Below are 16,974 nucleotides of genomic sequence, written 5' to 3' on the forward strand. Positions count from 1 at the left end.
GGCCGGGCCGAGAACTGCCGCCGAAGACGACAGGCCGGCCGGAGGAAATCCATCCATGAGCTTGCCTGTGCTGGTCGTCCTTGTCGTGTTCGGCATTGCGCTGTCGGTCGCCGCCGTGCATTTCACCGGCGGCAGCAGGACGGCGATGCTTGCCGGCGCAGATCAGGCGCTGAGCCGTTTCGCCGAGGATTTTCCAGACGAAGTGGCCGCGAAAGTCCAGCTGACGGCGGATGCCAGGACGGCATTTCTGGATATCGGGCGCGGGCGCATCGGCATCGTGCACAGCGTCGGCGACTGCTTTTTGACCCGCATCGTCACGGCTTCGGACGTCTCCGTGTCCGATTCCGACGAAACGAACACGATTCTGATGCGCCTGGCGGACTTTACCTGGAAGGGCGGCAGCTTCCGCTTTGCCAGTGCCGGCGATGCTCAGGCTTTGATGAATGCTCTTGGCGCGCATCAATCAAATTCCACTGCGGAGGCCGCTTGATGGACAGCTATGATTTCCCGCAGGTCACGCAGCTTGCCATCCCGTTCTTCGTCACCGCCATCCTGATCGAGCTCTGGCTGGTGCGCACCGGTCGTGCCAAGGGAGCGTTCGAGACGCGCGACACACTGACCAGCCTGATGATGGGCACCGGCAATGTCGTCGCCGGACTGCTGCTTGGCGTCGTCTCCTACTGGGCGCTGCTGTGGCTGTGGCAGTTCCGCGCCTTCAACCTCGGCCTGTCGGTCTGGGTGTTCCTGGCCGCGTTCCTGCTCGATGATCTGCGCTACTACGTCTATCACCGCATCGCGCACCGGGTGCGCTGGGTTTGGGCCGAGCACGTCAACCATCACTCCAGCCAGCACTACAATTTGTCGACCGCGCTCAGGCAAAGCTGGACCGGCCTGTTCACCTTCATGTTCGTGCTGCAGACGCCGCTGGTGCTGCTCGGCTTCCATCCGGCGGTGATTGCCTTCACCTTCGGCTTCAATCTGGTCTGGCAGTTCTGGATCCACACAGAGACCATCGGCAAGATGTGGGGCTGGTTCGAATTCGTCTTCAACACGCCTTCGCACCACCGCGTCCACCACGCCACCAATCCGCGCTATCTCGACGCCAACTATGCCGGCACACTGATCATCTGGGACCGCATGTTCGGCACCTTCGTCGAGGAACTGGAAGAGGACCGGCCGCGCTACGGCATCGTCAAGAATCTCGGCACCTTCAACCCGCTGAAAGTGGCGTTCCACGAATGGATCGGCATGTTCAGGGACGCTTTTGCGCCAGGTCTTTCGATTGGCGATCGCATCAACTATCTAATCAAGCCGCCAGGCTGGAGCCATGACGGTTCGCGCGATACGTCGGAGAGCTTGAAGGCCGCCTATGTCAGGCGAAATCCAAGCGAGGCGGGGAAGCCGGGGTTGCCGATGGCGGCAGGGGAGCCGGCCGAGTAGGCGTCGTCACTCGGCAGCTTCCGCGGTTTGTGAAGGTAGCCCAAGCCACTCCCTGCAATCACCCAGCGCGCGCGAGGTAATCGCATGGCGCTTGGCGACGGTCTTGTCCTTGCCGCGCAGGCGTTTGCCTTCGATCTTCACCGCTTCGACCGGCGGGAACAGGCCGAAATTAACGTTCATCGGCTGGAATGACCGCTTGCCCGGCTCATCGTCGGACACGATATGGCCGCCGGTGATGTGGTTGAGCAGGGCGCCGAACGCTGTCGTCAGCGGCGGCAGCGACGGCGCATGGCCGAGCCGTTCAGCGGCGGCGAAGCGGCCGGCGAGCAGGCCGATCGCAGCGCTCTCGACATAGCCTTCGCAGCCGGTTATCTGGCCGGCGAAACGAAGGCCAGGCCGCGACTTCAACTGAAGTGACGCGTCGAGCAAGGTAGGCGAGTTGATGTAGGTGTTGCGGTGCAGACCGCCCAGCCGTGCGAAATCGGCATTTTCGAGCCCCGGAATGGTGCGGAACACGCGTACCTGCTCGGCATGCTTCAACTTGGTCTGGAAACCGACCATGTTGTAGAGCGTGCCCAGTGCATTGTCCTGGCGCAGCTGCACCACGGCGTAGGCCTTGACGGTCGGGTTGTGGGCATTGGTCAGGCCCATCGGCTTCATCGGTCCGTAGCGCAGCGTCTCGACGCCACGCTCGGCCATGATCTCGATCGGCAAGCAGCCATCGAAATAGGGCGTGCCTTCCCATTGCTTGAACTCGGTCTTCTGGCCGTCGACCAGCGCTTGCACGAAGGCGAGGTACTGGTCCTTGTCCATCGGACAGTTGATGTAGTCCTTGCCGGTGCCGCCCGGGCCGACCTTGTCGTAGCGCGACTGGAACCAGCAAATGTCCATGTCGATCGTGTCGAAATGGATGATCGGCGCGATGGCGTCGAAGAAGGCGAGCGCATCGGCGCCGGTCGCGTCCGCGATCGACTGGGCAAGCGACGGTGCGGTCAGCGGGCCCGTGGCGATGATTGCCTGGTCCCAATCCGCCGACGGCAAGCCCGGTACTTCCTCGCGCTGGATGGTGATCAGCGGGTGCGCTTCGAGCTTTTTCGTCACCGCCTCAGAGAAACCGTCGCGGTCGACGGCCAGCGCGCCGCCTGCCGGCACCTGGTTGGCGTCGCCGGCGCTCATGATCAGCGAACCGGCCAGCCGCATCTCGGCATGCAGCAGGCCGACGGCGTTGTTCTCGGCATCGTCGGAGCGGAAGGAATTGGAACAGACGAGTTCGGCCAGCCCTTCGGTCTTGTGCGCGTCGGTGCTGCGAACGGGCCGCATTTCATGCAAGATGACCGATACGCCGGCTTGCGCCGCCTGCCATGCGGCTTCGGAACCGGCAAGACCGCCGCCGATGATATGGATGGGATTTTTGCTCATGAGCGCCGGAATAATCGCTTGATGCGGCGATTGCAATTGCCGTGCCTGGTGTTGGGTAAACCGCGGAGGGCGAAACCAGGCGCTGAATACAACAACACCCGCCGGGGGAGGAGGTCCGGCGGGTGTCGTTTTGGGGGTCGATCCTCGGGAGGAGGTGAAGACCGACCGTATTCGTCATTGCCGGGGAGGAGGTCGGCTTTGACGAAATCTCTTTTGCTATCTTTTGAAAGGGGCAAAACCCTTTGGAGCAAAATTCATTCGCTCCGGGGAAACAACGCCCGCCGCGGGAGGAGGTGCGGCGGGCGCCGTTTGGTTGGCCGACCCTCGGGAGGAGGTGAAGGTCGGGCCTATTCGTCATCGCCGGGGAGGAGGTCGGCTTTGACGAAATCTCTTTCGCGTTTTGAAAAGGGGCGAAACCTTTGGAGCAAAATTCATTTCGCTCCGGGGAAACAACGCCCGCCGCGGGAGGAGGTGCGGCGGGCGCCGTTTTGGTGGTCAACCCTCGGGAGGAGGATAAGGGCTGACCGTACGCTGGAGGTCGGGGAGGAGGTCGACCCCAGCGAAATTCCTGTTAGATCGCGCGGCGGGCGACGACCTTGATTTCGTCGCGGACGATACCGAGATCATGTAGCTGGCGGTTCGAAAGGCGACCCAGCTCGGTAACCGTCTCGCGATAGACGCGCCAGTTACGATAGTTGCGGATCAGGTTCATTGTCGTTCTCTTTTCAAAACTGGTTCGGACCATTCGCGGTCCGAAGAATTAGACCGCCTTGCGAGCGACGTAAGGAATGTCGCTGCGGCTGATGCCGAGGTCGGTCAGTTCACGGTTGCTCAGGCGGCTCAGCTCGGACACGGTGTCCCTGTAGCGGCGCCAGTTGCGATAGTTGCGGATCAAGTTCATGGTAGTTCTCGTTTCGTCTTTCTTGCGGATCATTCCGTTTGTGTACGAACCATAAATAGGGGGACCCATATCGATTTAAAAGCGCTATGGCTGCATGGCAGCAATGCAAATTGTGCAATGCAACATTAACGCGCCTTCACGGGCCTGACACAAAGAAGCCAGAATCAGAAAGTGCCGCTGCGTCAAAGGTTTGACCGGGCCGGCTGAAAAAAAGACGAAACTTGGGGGAGAAGCGGGATGGCAGGTTATTCGTCACGAGTAAGGTTGGATATCGCGCGGTGGCGGCAGGCGGGCCTGATCGACGCGGCGACAGCCGATACATTAACGCGTGACGTCGAGGCCAACGAGCGCAATTCGCTCAGTTTCGGTTCGATCCTGGCAATGATGGCCGCCTTGCTGTTCGGCGCCGCCATCCTGATCTTCGTCGCCGCCAACTGGGACGCGATCCCGCGGCTGGCGCGGGTCGTAGCCCTTTTCGCCATCATCCTTGGCGGTTATGTCGGCGGCGCCGTGCTGAAGACGCGCGACCATGCGGCAATTGGCGAGGCCCTGTGGATCGTGGCCGCCGCCGCTTTCGGCGGTTCGATCGCGCTGATTGGCCAAATGTATCATCTCTCGGGCGACGAGGCTTCCGCCCTGATCACGTGGGGCGCCGGCACGGCGCTGGCGGCGGTGGTATTGCGGTCGAACCCGCTGACGGTTGCCGCGGTCGGCATCGCCGATGCCTGGCTGTTCCTGAGAGGGTTCGACTATTTCTATCGCAATGAATTTCCGCACGCCTTCGTCATCATGGCGGCCGTACTGTTTGCCGTCTCGTTCTGGACCCGCAGCCAGCCGGCACGCCATTTGATCGTCCTGTCGCTCATCTTCTATCTCGTGCTGTTGGCGATGAACCACGCGACGCTGCCCGTGGCGATCCCTCTGGTCATTGTCTCTGCCGCGCTTTTCGCGGCTGCCGTGTTCGCACCGGAGCCGGTCGACAGGATCGTCCAGCTTGGCGGCCGCTTGCCCTTGCACGCACTGCTCGGCTTCCTCACCGGCCTGGCATTCATCCAGTTCGAACTGGCCGACGAGAGCACCTACAACAGCGGCTTTGCCATCGCTTCCGTCGTCGCGCTGGCCGGCATCGTCGCGGCGATCGTGCTGGCAGGACGGGAGAGCCGTGGCCTGCGCTGGCTTGCCTATCTCGGTTTCGCCTTCGAACTCGCCATCATCTATGTGGTGACCTTGCAGTCGATGCTCGACACTGCCGGCTTCTTCCTTGCCGCCGCCGTGCTGCTCGGCATCCTCGCGGTCGTCATCATCCGCGTCGAAAAACGCATGAAGGGTCCAGTCACCACGGGAGCGACGGCATGATGACCGGAAAGCGACTGATCATTTCGGCGCTGGTGCTGGCGCTCGTCCAGATAGGGTTCCTGAGCTGGATCATCGCCGGCCGAGCGGCGATCCTGCGCAACGGCAAGGACGTGCTGTTGAAGATCGAACCCGTCGATCCGCGCGACCTGCTGCGCGGCGACTATATTATCCTCGGCTACGAGATTTCGCGCATCCCGGTGAAGATGATCGCCAACATTCCTGCCGGCAAATTTTCGAGCGACGATACGCCGATCGCGGTCCGCCTGAGGAAGGGCCCCGACGGCTATTGGACACCAACCACCGCCTGGTTCGGTAAGGCGCCGACGCCGGCGGGTACCGACGAGGCGGATATATCAGGGCATGTCACCGAGGGCTGGGATCTTCGCGGGGAGAGCGCGACGATCGCACCGGACTACGGCATCGAGCGCTTCTACCTGCCCGAAGGCGAAGGGATGGCGATCCAGAACGACATGCGGGTGCGCCCCTTCGGGGTCAGACTTGCCCTTGCCAGCGACGGCAAGGCGCAGATCAAGGCGCTGGTCGACGGCGACAAGACGCTGTTCGAGGAGCCGCTCTATTAGAGATAGAGCCTCAGGGTGGCCTGCCACCCGAAGCTCGCTGGAGCGAAGGGTGGTGCGGGTAGAGGGACTCGAACCCCCACGATCTCTCGCCAGAACCTAAATCTGGTGCGTCTACCAGTTCCGCCATACCCGCATTGCCCGGCAATCTCATGTAGCCATCATTCTGTCAATGTCGGGGCGGAAATGTTGGGTCAGGATCAAAGAATGTTGGTTATTGGCCGAAATGCGAAGACTGTTGAAAATTAGCCTCGCGTGTGACAAAAGGCGTGTCAAATGTGACGGGACGCGACGATCCGCTTCTACAGAATGTGATAAGAAGTAGGAAAAACAAGAACTTATTCACATTTTGGAACGCAGTTTGGGAAAGTTTGAGCCGTATTTTCGGTCAAACCGCCAGGTTCCGTACCAAAAGCCATTCCCGGCAAGACTATACCGGCAGGCTGTGAACGGCAGGGAGCCGTTTGGCAGCCTCATTGGTGAAAACAAAGGTTTTACGATGCAGGTCACCGAAACACTCAACTCCGGTCTCAAGCGCGAGATCAAGATCACCGTGCCGGCTGGTGACATGGAAGCCAAGCTGATGGCGCGGCTGTCGGACGCCCGCAACAAGGTTCGCATCAACGGCTTCCGGCCGGGCAAGGTGCCGGTGCAGCACCTGCGCAAGGTCTATGGCAAGTCGTTCATGGCCGAAGTGGTCAACGAGATCCTCAACGATTCGACCCGGTCGATCATCACGGGCCGCGGCGAGAAGGCGGCCATGCAGCCCGAGGTCATCATGACCGAGGACGAGAAGGAGGCCGAGAAGATCCTGGCCGGTGGCGCCGACTTCGAATTCCGCCTCAACTACGAGGTCATTCCGGCGATCGAGATCAAGGATTTCTCCGACATCAAGGTAACGCGTCAGGTGTACGACGTGCCCGAAACGGAGATCGACGAGCAGGTCAAGCGGGTCGCCGAATCGGCGCGCAGCTACGAGCCGAAGACCGGCAAGGCCGCCGAGGGCGACCGCGTGAGCATCGACTATGTCGGCAAGATCGACGGCGAGGCCTTTGCCGGCGGCGCCGGCAACGATCAGCCGCTGGTGCTGGGCTCCAAGGAATTCATTCCCGGCTTCGAGGATCAGCTTGTCGGCACCAAGGCCGGCGACGAAAAGCAGGTTACGGTGACCTTCCCCGAAAACTACCAGGCGGCGCATCTGGCCGGCAAGGAAGCCACCTTCGACGTCACCGTCAAGGAAGTGTCGAAGCCCGGCGAACTCGAAATCAACGACGAGACCGCCAAGAATCTTGGCCTGGAATCGCTGGAGCGCCTGCGCGAGATCGTGCGCGGTCAGATCGAGAACCAGTTCGGCTCGATGACGCGCCAGAAGGTCAAGCGCCAGTTGCTCGACCAGCTCGATGCGGCTTATTCGTTCGAGGCCCCGTCGAAGCTCGTCGAGGCTGAGTTCAACAACATCTGGGCGCAGGTCAACCGCGATCTGGAAGCGGCCGGCCGCACCTTCGCCGACGAAGAGACGACCGAGGAAGAGGCTCGCGCCGAGTATATGCGTCTTGCCGAGCGCCGCGTGCGCCTTGGCCTGGTGCTGGCCGAGATCGGCGAGAAGGCCGGCGTCACGGTATCGGACGAAGAGCTGCAGCGCGGCCTGTTCGAGCAGGTTCGCCGCTTCCCGGCCAACCAGCAGCAGGAGGCCTTCGAGTTCTACCGCAACAACCCCGAGGCGCTGAATGCGCTGCGGGCGCCGATGTTCGAGGAGAAGGTCGTAGACCATCTGCTCGGCCAGATCTCGGTCACCGACGTCAAGGTCAGCAAGGAAGAGCTGATGGCCGATGACGAGGAAGCGGAAACCACGACCAAGGCCAAGCCGGCCAAGAAAGCCGTGGCCAAGAAGGCTGAAGACAAGAAGGCCGACGCCAAGTCTGGCGATGAGGCGGAAGAGCCGAAGAAGAAGGCTGCGCCTAAGAAGAAGGCGGCCGCCAAGGACGCCGAATAAGTCTCGGCACTTGATGAAATTGACGAAGGCCGCCCCCGGGGCGGCCTTTTTCGTTGCGAAACTGCAACAGGCGGCCGGCTTCTCAGGCCGTGGCACTTGGCGATACCAAGCGTTGATCACTATCTGCGCTTCTGCTGCAAATTCCTGGAGGGGGCGTTGAGCCTATTCTTCGAAACGGGGCGTGCTGTCGTCCTGACGCTCGTCCTGGCCTTCGCCTGCAATCTTGCCCCCGCCGACGCGATTGCCGGCGACTGGCGCTTCGGCACGGCTGACGATGGGCTGGTCACGGCTTCGCTCCATGCCACCAACAAGCTGATCACCGGCGGTGGCGCCTTGAGCTACAGCCCGGTCCTGACCATAGCCTGCCGGGCAGGCGAACCGCGCTGGACCGAATGGCTGCAATTGAACGACGCGGTTTCGGCCAGCCGCAAGATCACGATGTCGGTTGCCGTCGACGGCGACAAGTTCGACGAGAGTTGGTCGGTCGGGTCGCGCGGCAGGATGCTGGTGCTTGACGGCGCCGATGCGATCAAGCGCCTCGTTTCCGCAAGCCGGCTGTCGCTTTCCTGGCGGTTCGGACTGTTGTCAGGGCGCGGCCAGGCGGATTTCGATCTTGCGGGGTTTGAAGAGGCGGTCGAGCAGATCGCCGGGAACTGCCATATCGATCCGCCGTAACTATCGTCCTCGACCCTGGGGCGAAAGCCCGAGTCGGCTTCGCAGTCCTATTTCAGCAGGCCGACCAGGACGTCGAAGGCCGCGTCGATGTCGGCGCGGATTGCCTGGCGGACGGCTTCGACATCGCGGTTGCGCAATGCAGCGAACATCTCTTGGTGGTGCTCGTTGGCGGTCGAGTAGTTTCCGGAATCATGCAGCATGTTGAAATAGGGGCTGATCTGCAGCCACAGGTTTTCGATGATGTTGAGGATGTTCTCGGAGCCCGCCGCCCGGTAGATGGAGAAATGAAAGGCGTAGTTGGCGCGCAGATAGGATTTGACGTCTCCCGCCGCGTTGGCCTGTTCGAGCGCATTGAGGTGCAGGCCGAGCTGCGCGATGTCCTGGTCGTCCATGCGCTCGGCCGCCCATGCGGCGGCGATCGCTTCGATCTCGAAGCGGACATTCCTGAGATCGATGAGGCGTGCGCGGCTGAGCGCGGGAATTCCGATCGAGCGGCCTGAAACAACCATCAAGGCGTTGGCCGCCGTCAGCCGCCGCAACGCCTCCCTGACCGGCATCGGACTGACCCCGAAGGCGTCGGCCAGGCTTTGCACGGTCACCATCTCGCCAGGCACGATGCTGCCGTCGAGGATCAATTCGGTGACATGGCGATAGACCCTGTCCTGCAGGGTTTCCCTGGACAGGGGCACGATCTCGACACCAGGCTTCCTGAACGCCGCTCCGGCCATCTCCCCATCAACCTTTCCGCGCAAGGCCGCGCCACAATCCGTTCCCGGAATGCAAGGTTCCGGCAGCGGCGTCAAGCGTCCGCGACTGTCGCCTGACCGTCAAGACATTTCATCATTGATCTTTGATCAAATCGTGATACGGTTTCCAATATCGGATGGCGAGGGCTAGCTTTTCGTGCCCTCGGGAGGCATTCGGTCATTCGGATCGGGAGGAATTTCACATGGGTATCGGATTGAAAGTCCGGCGGCTCACGCTGCTGGCAGGCATGGCTATGTGTACTTTTGGCATGTCCGCGGCTGACGCGGCCCAGAAGCACAAGATCTTTCTCAGCATGAGTTATATCGGCAATGACTGGCAGGCGGAGGCAGCCAACATGGTCAAGGCCATCGCGGCCCACAAAAGCCTGGCTGACAAGGTCGACCTGCAGGTCCAGGTCGCAGGACCCAACGCGCAACGCCAGATCCAGCAGATCAACGCCATGGTGCAGAGCGGCGCAGAGGCGATCGTCGTGTATCCGATCTCGCCGACGGCGCTCAACCAGGTCGTCAAGAATGCCTGCGACAAGGGCGTGAAGGTCTTTGCCTATGACGCCGAGATCACCGAGCCTTGTGCCTACAATGTCCATATCGACCAGCTGGAAGCGGGCAGGGTGACCGCCGAATGGCTCGTCAAGAAGCTCAACGGCAAGGGCAACATCATCGCCATCACCGGTGTTCCCGGAACATCCGTGGACGACCAGCGCACCAAGGCCGCCAAGGAAGTCTTCGCCAAATATCCCGACATCAAGATCGTCGGCGAGGCTGTCGGCATGTGGAGCCAGGCGGTCGCCCGCACCGAACTGTCCAAGATCCTCGCCACGCGCAGTTGGGGCGACATCAACGGCCTGTGGATGCAGGTCGGCTGCTTCACCGCCAACTCCATGCAGCTCGAGGCCGGCAAGAAGGACAGCGAACTCCTGCCTTGCGCCGGCGAGGGCTCGAATGGCGGCCGCATCCAGATGCTGCCGGAGGGCACCGAAGTCGAAGGTGCCGCTCCTCCCTATGCACCGGCGGGCGCGCAACGCATTTCCTATGCCTCGCCGCCCTATTCCGGCGCGTTGGCGTTGAAGCTTGCCGTCGAGGCGATCGAAGGCAAGGACGTGCCGAAGACGACGATCCTGCCGTTGCCGGTCGTCACCAACGAGACGATCAAGCTTTGCAACGAGGGCACCTGGGCGGAGATGAAGGCCGGCTGCAACGTCTTCAAGCCGTCACTGGTTTCCAATCCCGGCTGGTTCGCTTCGATCTTTTCGGACCAGACGCCCGAGATCGGCCTCAACGCCGCCCTCGTCGGACAGCCCGAGAACTAGCCTCCCAAGGCAAACCCTGACGATGCGCGGACATCTTGTCCGTGCATCGTCGATCCGCGCTAATGCGTGTCGCCCAGAAATGCGCAGCCCGGCGATCGAGGACATGACAGAACACCCAGCGCTTCCCGCCATCGAGATCGACGGCATCGGCAAGGCCTTCGGGCCAACGGTGGCGCTGGATGGCGTGTCGTTCCGCATTGCGCCCGGCAGTGTCCACGCACTACTGGGCGAGAACGGAGCCGGCAAGTCGACGCTGGTGAAACTGCTGTCCGGGCTGGTGCGGCCGAGTTCCGGCCATGTCCGTGTCTTTGGCAAGGAGATCGGCTACGGCGCACCGCGCGCGGCACACGCGCTGGGCGTGCAGACGGCGTTCCAGGAGATGACGCCGGTGCGCGATCTCTCGGTCCTCGACAACATGCTGATGCCTTATGCTCCGGTCGGCGTCTCCGGCCTGATCCGGCGCGCCGCGGCGCGCAAGGCGGTCCGTCGCCATATCGACGAGCTCGGTTTTTCCGTCGATCTCGATGCCGAGGTCGGCGAGCTCGAGCTTTCCGTGCGCCAGAAGATCGAGATCGCGCGCGCCGTCTACCGCAAGCCGCGCATCCTGCTGCTCGATGAGCCGACCTCGACGCTCGCCGGTCGCGATGTCGAGTGGCTGGGCGACATCATCGCGAGGCTGAAGGCGGCAGGCACCACCATCGTCTTCATCACCCATCGCATGCGCGAGGTCCGCGCCTTCTGCGACACGCTGACGATCCTGAGGAATGGCCGCCATATCGTCACCGCGCCAGTTGCCGATGTCTCGGACGCCGACGTCATCGAAAAGATCATCGGCCGCAGCATCGAACAGACCTTTCCGCCCAAGCCCGATGGCGCCCAGGCTTTCGGTCCGCCGGTCCTGGGCGTGCGTGACTTGAAGGTCGGGCGCAAGCTCGACGGCGCGAGCTTCGATCTGCGCCGCGGTGAGATCCTGGGCATTGCCGGGCTGCAGGGCATGGGCCAGCAGGATCTGTTCCTGGCCTGCTTCGGCATGGCCGAAATCACCCGCGGCGACGTCCTTGTCGATGGCCGAAAGGTCTGGCTCGGCTCTCCGGCGGATGCCTTGCTGCCCAATATGGCCATCGGCCTGGTGCCGGAGGACCGCAAATCCGAAGGCCTGTTCCTGAAACTGCCGGGTAGCCAGAACGCCACGCTGCCGGTGGTGTCGCGCTTCACACGCTTCGGCCTTGTCGATGTTGTGGCCGAGACGCGCGCCGTCGAGGCGGCGTTCGCAACCGTCGAGGTCGACCGACGGGCGCTGTGGACGCGGGCCGGGGCTTTTTCCGGCGGCAACCAGCAGAAGATCGCCATCGCCAAATGGCTGGTGGCGCAGAGCCGCATCCTGCTGCTGTTCGACCCGACGCGCGGCATCGATGTCGGCACCAAGCACGAGCTCTACGTGATGATGCGAAACTACGTCGCCGCCGGCGGCTCGATCCTGTTGCACTCGACCGAGATTCCCGAACTGGTCCACCAGTGCGACCGGGTCCTGGTTCTCTATGACGGGCGCATCGCGGCCGAGCTCGAAGGCGACGCCATCACCGAGCCCGCCATCATGCGGCCGGCACTTGGACATGGCGGGGATGTAGCCGCATGAGCAGCGTCTCCTCCTCTGCTTCCGCCGGATTCGGGCTGCGCCGTGCGCTGATACGCAATCGTGGGGCGCTGATCGCCGCGGGCGTTCTTGCGATCCTGCTTTTCATCGTCGACTGGATCAGCGCCGGGCCGCTGACCTACTTCGACGTGTCGTTCCTGTCCAGCGGCGGCGCGACCTCGGCGCTCGCGGCGATCGGCCAGACGATCGTGATCCTGTCGGGCGGCTTCGACCTGTCCGCCGGCGCGGTGATATCGCTGGTCAATGCAGTGCTGGCATCGAGCATGGATCCGATGGCGCCAGGCGCAAGCATCCTCTTGTGGACGGCCGTCGGCATCGGTGTCGGCATGGCGGTCGGTGCCTTCAATGGCTTCTTCATCGCGGTGCTGCGCATGCAGCCCATCGTGGTGACGCTGTCCACCATGTTCATCCTGCAAGGCGTGACGCTGCTGGTGATGGACAAGCCCGGCGGCTTCGTGTCGCCCGATCTCGGCACCTTCTATTTGGGCGACGCGATCACCGGCTGGCTGCCAATGCCGCTGGTGGTGATCGGCGTCGTCCTGCTCGCCTGGTTTTGGCTGAAGGGAACCCGTTTCGGCACGGCGCTTTATGCGGTCGGCAGCGATGCGGATTCGGCTGCCGCAGTCGGCATCAACGTCGTCCTGGTGCGCTTTGCCGTTTATGTGATCGCCGGCGGCTGCTACGGCCTTGCCGGCGTCTTCATCAGCGCGCAGACCGGCAGCGGCGACCCGCTGGTCGGCAATCCGCTGCTTCTGTCTATGTTCGCGGCGGTGGTCGTCGGCGGCACGCGCCTGGGCGGCGGGCAGGGTGGTCCGGTGGGCACCGTCTTCGGTGCCTACATCCTGATGATTGTGGTGAACATCCTGCTGGTGCTCAATGTATCGGCCTATTATTCGACCATCGCCGAAGGCACCATCCTGGTGCTGGCGGCCCTTGCCGGATCCTTGTCTCACGCATCGGTGCTTGCCGTGCAGCTGCGCGCGGCGCGCGCCCGGCTGGCCGCCTGGGGGGCGGGTATTCTGCCCTCGCAGCTTGAACCGATCGACCGGCGGCTCAAGATTGTCGGACCCTCGCATGGCAAGCCCGACACGGTGTCTCCGCGTCCCGCCTTCCATGTTCGCAACGCGGAGACGCTGCGCTACGCGCTGCCCGCCTATATCTGCCTGCTTATCATCGTGGTCGTCACCCAGATCTGGCTCGGCCGTGCCATCCTCAATCCCGGTTACTGGAATTCGCTGCTGGTGCTGTCGTCCTTTCTCGCCGTGCTGGCGCTCGGACAGGGAACGGTCATCCTGACGGGCGGCCTCGATCTCTCCGTGCCGTGGACGATCGGTATTTCCGGCATCATCCTGGCCGGCATGGTCAACGGTTCCGATGCGGCACTCCTCTACGCCTTGCCGGTCGTGCTGGTGATGGCCTGCGCCATCGGCTTCGCCAACGGCTTCGGCATCGTCTATCTCGGCATCTCGCCGATCGTCATGACGCTTGCCACCAACGGCATCCTGCAAGGCTTCGCGCTACTCTATTCGCAGGGTACGCCGGCCGGTTTTTCCTCGCCCATGCTGCGCTGGTTCATGACCGCCAAGCTCGGTTTCGTGACCCCGGTGGTCCTGCTGATGGTCGTCTTCGTGGTCGTGGCGGTGCTGCTGCTTGGACGCACGCCGTTCGGGCGCCGGGTCTACGGCATCGGCAATGGGCTGCGCGCGGCGCGCCTGTCCGGCATCGGCGTCGAGCGCACGCTGATCCTGGTCTATATGCTGTCGGCCGTCTGCGCCGCTGTCGTCGGCATCATGCTGACCGGCTTCTCCGGCCAGGCGAGCCTCGGCATGGGCGACGACTACCTCTTGCCGTCGATCGCCGTCGTGGTGGTGGGCGGTGCGCTGATCACCGGCGGGCGCGGCCATTATCTCGGCATGCTCGGCGGCGTGCTGCTTTTGACGGCGCTTCAGATGCTGCTGGCCGGCACCACGCTGCCCTACGCCACGAGGGCAATTCTCTACGGACTGGTCGTTCTGGGCGCCGTCATGGCGCTGCGCGAACGGCAGTTGCAATGAAAAGGACGGAACCATGAGCGCAAAGGCACCTCAAACGGCGGACGAATTCCTGGCCGGGCTGAAAGGACAGCGCGTGCTGGTGACGGCGGGCGCCGGCGGCATTGGCTTTGCCATCGCCGACACGCTCTCGCGGCTTGGCGCGCGTGTCGTCGTCTGCGACGTTTCCGACGAGGCGCTGGCCGCCGCGCCGGACAAGATCGACCTGGTCGCGGCGGTCAAGGCCGATGTCTCGCGCGACGACGACGTCGACCGGTTGTTCGAGGCGGTTGAGAAAAAACTCGGCGGGCTGGACGCACTGATCAACAATGCCGGCATCGCCGGGCCGACCGGTGGTGTCGACGAGATCGAGCCGGACGACTGGCGGCGCTGCATCGATATCTGTCTCACAGGCCAGTTCCTGTGTGCGCGGCGCGCCGTGCCGCTGATCAAGGCGGCGGGGGGCGGCTCGATCGTGTCGATGTCATCGGCGGCCGGCCGCCACGGCTATGCCTTCCGCACGCCCTATTCGGCGGCCAAGTTCGGCGNTCGGCGGCCGGCCGCCACGGCTATGCCTTCCGCACGCCCTATTCGGCGGCCAAGTTCGGCGTCATCGGTTTTACCCAAAGTCTCGCCAAGGAGCTTGGGCCGCACGGCATCAGGGTCAACGCCATCCTGCCGGGCATCATCGAAGGGCCGCGCATCGAGGGGGTCATCGCGGCGCGCGCAAGGCAGGTCGGCATCAGCCACGAGGAGATGACCGCGCGCTACCTGCAGAACATTTCGCTGCGCCGCATGACCAGCCCTTATGACGTCGCGTCGATGGTCGCGTTCCTGCTGTCGGACGCCGGCATCAACATTTCCGGGCAGTCGCTCGGCGTCGACGGCAACGTCGAAACGCTCTAGGGAGGGCCGATCCATGGCAAAGGTTGCGATTGTCGGCAGCGGTTTCATCGGGCGGGCCTGGGCGATCAGCTTCGCCCGAGCCGGCCATGACGTACGGATGTGGGACCAGTCGCCCGCCGCGACGGACGGCGCGCGCGACTACATAGAAGGCGTGCTTGGCGATCTTTCTTCGAACGACCTGCTGCGCGGGCAGTCCGTCGACACCGTGCTTGGCCGCATCGCCATCGCGGCCGAACTGGAGGAGGCGCTGGCCGGGGCAATCCATGTCCAGGAGAACACGCCTGAAAACCTCGATGTGAAGCGGGAAGTGTTCTCCCTGATCGACAGTCTGGCCGGCCCGCAAACGGTGATAGCCAGCTCCACCTCGGCGCTGTTGCCGTCGAAGTTCACCGACCATCTGCAGGGACGGCACCGCTGCCTGGTGGTGCATCCGATCAATCCGCCCTACCTCATTCCGGCGGCCGAGGTGGTGCCGGCGCCGTGGACGTCCGCCGAGACGCTTGAAAGAACCCGCGCCTTCCTCATCGATGCCGGCCATGCGCCGCTGGTGATGAAGCGCGAGCTCGACGGCTTCATCATGAACCGCCTGCAGGGTGCCTTGCTTGAGGAAGCCTTCCGGCTCGTCGCCGACGGCTATGCCAGCGTCGAGGATGTCGACATCGGCATCCGCGACGGGTTGGCGCTGCGCTGGTCGTTCATGGGGCCGTTCGAGACTATCGACCTCAATGCGCCCGGCGGCGTGCGCGATTATGTCGATCGCTACCAGGGCATCTATTCCAATATCTTCCCGCAGATGCTGCGCCGGGTCGACTGGGCGGGCGAGGTCATGGCAACCGTCGAGGCCGAGCGCAGCAAGCGTTTGCCGAGGGAAAATCTGGGCGGGCGGCAGGTCTGGCGGGACCGCCGGCTGATGGCGCTGGCGGCACACAAGAAAAAATCGGATCAGGAGTTCGGACAATGAAGGAAACCAGCCGCAAGCCCGGCGCAACGGCGACCAGGGGCAAGGTCATCATCACCTGCGCGGTGACGGGGGCGATCCACACCCCGACCATGTCGCCCTACCTGCCGATCACGCCGGACCAAATCGCGTCGGAGGCGATCGCCGCGGCCGAGGCCGGTGCCGCGATCCTTCATCTGCACGCGCGAGACCCGGAAACCGGCAAGCCTGACCAGACGCCCGAGGCCTTTGCCCGCTTCCTGTCACGCGTCAAACAGGGCACCAATGCCGCCATCAACATCACCACCGGCGGCAGCCCCTACATGAAGGTAGAGGAGCGCGTGCGTCCTGCCGCCCAGTTCAAGCCGGAAGTCGCTTCGCTCAACATGGGCTCGATCAATTTCGGGCTCTATCACCTCGCCGACAAATACGAGACCTTCAAGTTCGACTGGGAAAAGCCGCATCTGGAGGCGACGCGCGACCTGGTCTTCCGCAACTCGTTCAAGGACATCGAGTACATTCTGGCGACCTGCTACGACAATGGCACGCGCTTCGAGTTCGAGTGCTACGACATAGCCCATCTCTACAACCTCGCCCATTTCGCCGATCGCGGGCTGGTTAAGCCGCCGTTCTTCGTGCAGTCGGTGTTCGGCCTGCTCGGCGGCATCGGCACCCATCCGGAAGACGTCGCCCATATGAAGCGGACCGCCGACCGGCTGTTCGGCGACCAGTTCCGCTGGTCAGTGCTCGGCGCGGGCGCCAGCCAACTGCGCATCGCCGCGCAATCGGCGGCACTCGGCGGCAACATCCGGGTCGGGCTGGAGGACAGCCTGTGGGCCGGCAAGGGCAAGCTCGCCAAGTCGAACGCCGAACAGGTTGTGCTGGCGCGCAAGATCATCGAGGGGCTCGGCATGGAGGTGGCGACGCCGGACGAGGCGCGCGAAATCTTATCCCTGAAGGGTGGCGACAAGGTTGCCTTCTGAGGCCGGACCAATCACCGCGCGGATG

15 protein-coding genes, 1 tRNA gene and 1 pseudogene are annotated in these 16,974 nt (G+C 63.3%); 12 read left to right on the top strand and 5 right to left on the bottom strand.

What is annotated here, in order from left to right; genetic code table 11:
* Positions 1–55: 55 nt before the first annotated feature.
* Together X741_RS148570 and X741_RS148565 are read left to right on the top strand one after the other, a co-directional pair.
* Positions 56–490, top strand: a complete 435-nt coding sequence (locus X741_RS148570) for a hypothetical protein (RefSeq protein ID WP_023778738.1) — start codon at positions 56–58, stop codon at positions 488–490.
* Entirely contained in the window at positions 490–1,440 is a 951-nt protein-coding gene (locus tag X741_RS148565; RefSeq protein ID WP_023778739.1) for a sterol desaturase family protein, read from the top strand. Before X741_RS148570 ends, X741_RS148565 begins: the two co-directional genes overlap by 1 nt.
* Before the next feature lie 6 nt (positions 1,441–1,446).
* On the opposite strand, the gene trmFO is transcribed toward X741_RS148565, so the two are convergent.
* From trmFO to X741_RS1000000168695, 3 genes are all read right to left on the bottom strand, one after another.
* Positions 1,447–2,859 (bottom strand): methylenetetrahydrofolate--tRNA-(uracil(54)-C(5))-methyltransferase (FADH(2)-oxidizing) TrmFO, encoded by a 1,413-nt coding sequence (gene trmFO, locus X741_RS148560; protein WP_023778740.1) that lies wholly within the window; start codon positions 2,857–2,859, stop codon positions 1,447–1,449.
* A 571-nt stretch (positions 2,860–3,430) separates the two neighbouring features.
* Positions 3,431–3,571, bottom strand: a complete 141-nt coding sequence (locus X741_RS1000000168690) for a DUF1127 domain-containing protein (RefSeq protein WP_023778741.1) — start codon at positions 3,569–3,571, stop codon at positions 3,431–3,433.
* 48 nt (positions 3,572–3,619) lie between these two features.
* A complete protein-coding gene (locus tag X741_RS1000000168695) occupies positions 3,620–3,760 on the bottom strand; it encodes a DUF1127 domain-containing protein (protein WP_013531315.1) in 141 nt (46 codons plus the stop codon).
* 237 nt (positions 3,761–3,997) lie between these two features.
* Between X741_RS1000000168695 and X741_RS148555 the strand changes: the two genes are divergently transcribed.
* Positions 3,998–5,116 carry a DUF2157 domain-containing protein gene (locus X741_RS148555; RefSeq protein ID WP_023778742.1) on the top strand — a complete coding sequence of 373 codons (1,119 nt, stop codon included), beginning with the start codon at positions 3,998–4,000 and terminating at the stop codon, positions 5,114–5,116.
* Entirely contained in the window at positions 5,113–5,697 is a 585-nt protein-coding gene (locus X741_RS148550) for a GDYXXLXY domain-containing protein (RefSeq protein ID WP_031250211.1), read from the top strand. Before X741_RS148555 ends, X741_RS148550 begins: the two co-directional genes overlap by 4 nt.
* A 50-nt stretch (positions 5,698–5,747) precedes the next feature.
* On the opposite strand, the gene X741_RS148545 is transcribed toward X741_RS148550, so the two are convergent.
* Positions 5,748–5,830, bottom strand: a tRNA-Leu gene (locus X741_RS148545).
* A 363-nt stretch (positions 5,831–6,193) separates the two neighbouring features.
* Here X741_RS148545 and tig point away from each other — a divergent pair.
* A complete protein-coding gene (tig, locus tag X741_RS148540) occupies positions 6,194–7,687 on the top strand; it encodes a trigger factor (protein WP_023778744.1) in 1,494 nt (497 codons plus the stop codon).
* Positions 7,688–7,843: 156 nt separating this feature from the next.
* The gene (locus X741_RS148535) at positions 7,844–8,362 is read left to right on the top strand and encodes a hypothetical protein (protein ID WP_023778745.1); all 519 of its coding nucleotides are present in this window, start codon (positions 7,844–7,846) and stop codon (positions 8,360–8,362) included.
* Between the two features lie 47 nt (positions 8,363–8,409).
* Here X741_RS148535 and X741_RS148530 read toward each other — a convergent pair whose 3' ends face one another.
* Entirely contained in the window at positions 8,410–9,090 is a 681-nt protein-coding gene (locus tag X741_RS148530; protein WP_023778746.1) for a GntR family transcriptional regulator, read from the bottom strand.
* A 221-nt stretch (positions 9,091–9,311) separates the two neighbouring features.
* On the opposite strand from X741_RS148530, the gene X741_RS148525 reads away from it, so the two are divergent.
* The 6 genes and pseudogenes from X741_RS148525 (at position 9,312) to X741_RS148505 (ending at position 16,949) form a co-directional block, all read left to right on the top strand.
* Entirely contained in the window at positions 9,312–10,439 is a 1,128-nt protein-coding gene (locus X741_RS148525) for a sugar ABC transporter substrate-binding protein (RefSeq protein ID WP_023778747.1), read from the top strand.
* 103 nt (positions 10,440–10,542) lie between these two features.
* The gene (locus tag X741_RS148520; RefSeq protein ID WP_023778748.1) at positions 10,543–12,075 is read left to right on the top strand and encodes a sugar ABC transporter ATP-binding protein; all 1,533 of its coding nucleotides are present in this window, start codon (positions 10,543–10,545) and stop codon (positions 12,073–12,075) included.
* Complete coding sequence (locus X741_RS148515; protein ID WP_023778749.1) at positions 12,072–14,147, top strand: ABC transporter permease; 2,076 nt, start codon at positions 12,072–12,074, stop codon at positions 14,145–14,147. Before X741_RS148520 ends, X741_RS148515 begins: the two co-directional genes overlap by 4 nt.
* 13 nt (positions 14,148–14,160) lie before the next feature.
* Positions 14,161–15,029 (top strand): annotated as a pseudogene (locus X741_RS01000000166895) (SDR family oxidoreductase).
* 13 nt (positions 15,030–15,042) lie between these two features.
* Positions 15,043–15,990 (top strand): 3-hydroxyacyl-CoA dehydrogenase, encoded by a 948-nt coding sequence (locus X741_RS148510; RefSeq protein WP_023778750.1) that lies wholly within the window; start codon positions 15,043–15,045, stop codon positions 15,988–15,990.
* A complete protein-coding gene (locus X741_RS148505; protein WP_023778751.1) occupies positions 15,987–16,949 on the top strand; it encodes a 3-keto-5-aminohexanoate cleavage protein in 963 nt (320 codons plus the stop codon). The genes X741_RS148510 and X741_RS148505 overlap by 4 nt, the downstream gene beginning before the upstream one ends.
* The last annotated feature ends 25 nt before the right edge of the window (positions 16,950–16,974 follow it).

Source organism: Mesorhizobium sp. LNHC221B00, from assembly GCF_000502935.1.
GTDB lineage: Bacteria > Pseudomonadota > Alphaproteobacteria > Rhizobiales > Rhizobiaceae > Mesorhizobium > Mesorhizobium opportunistum.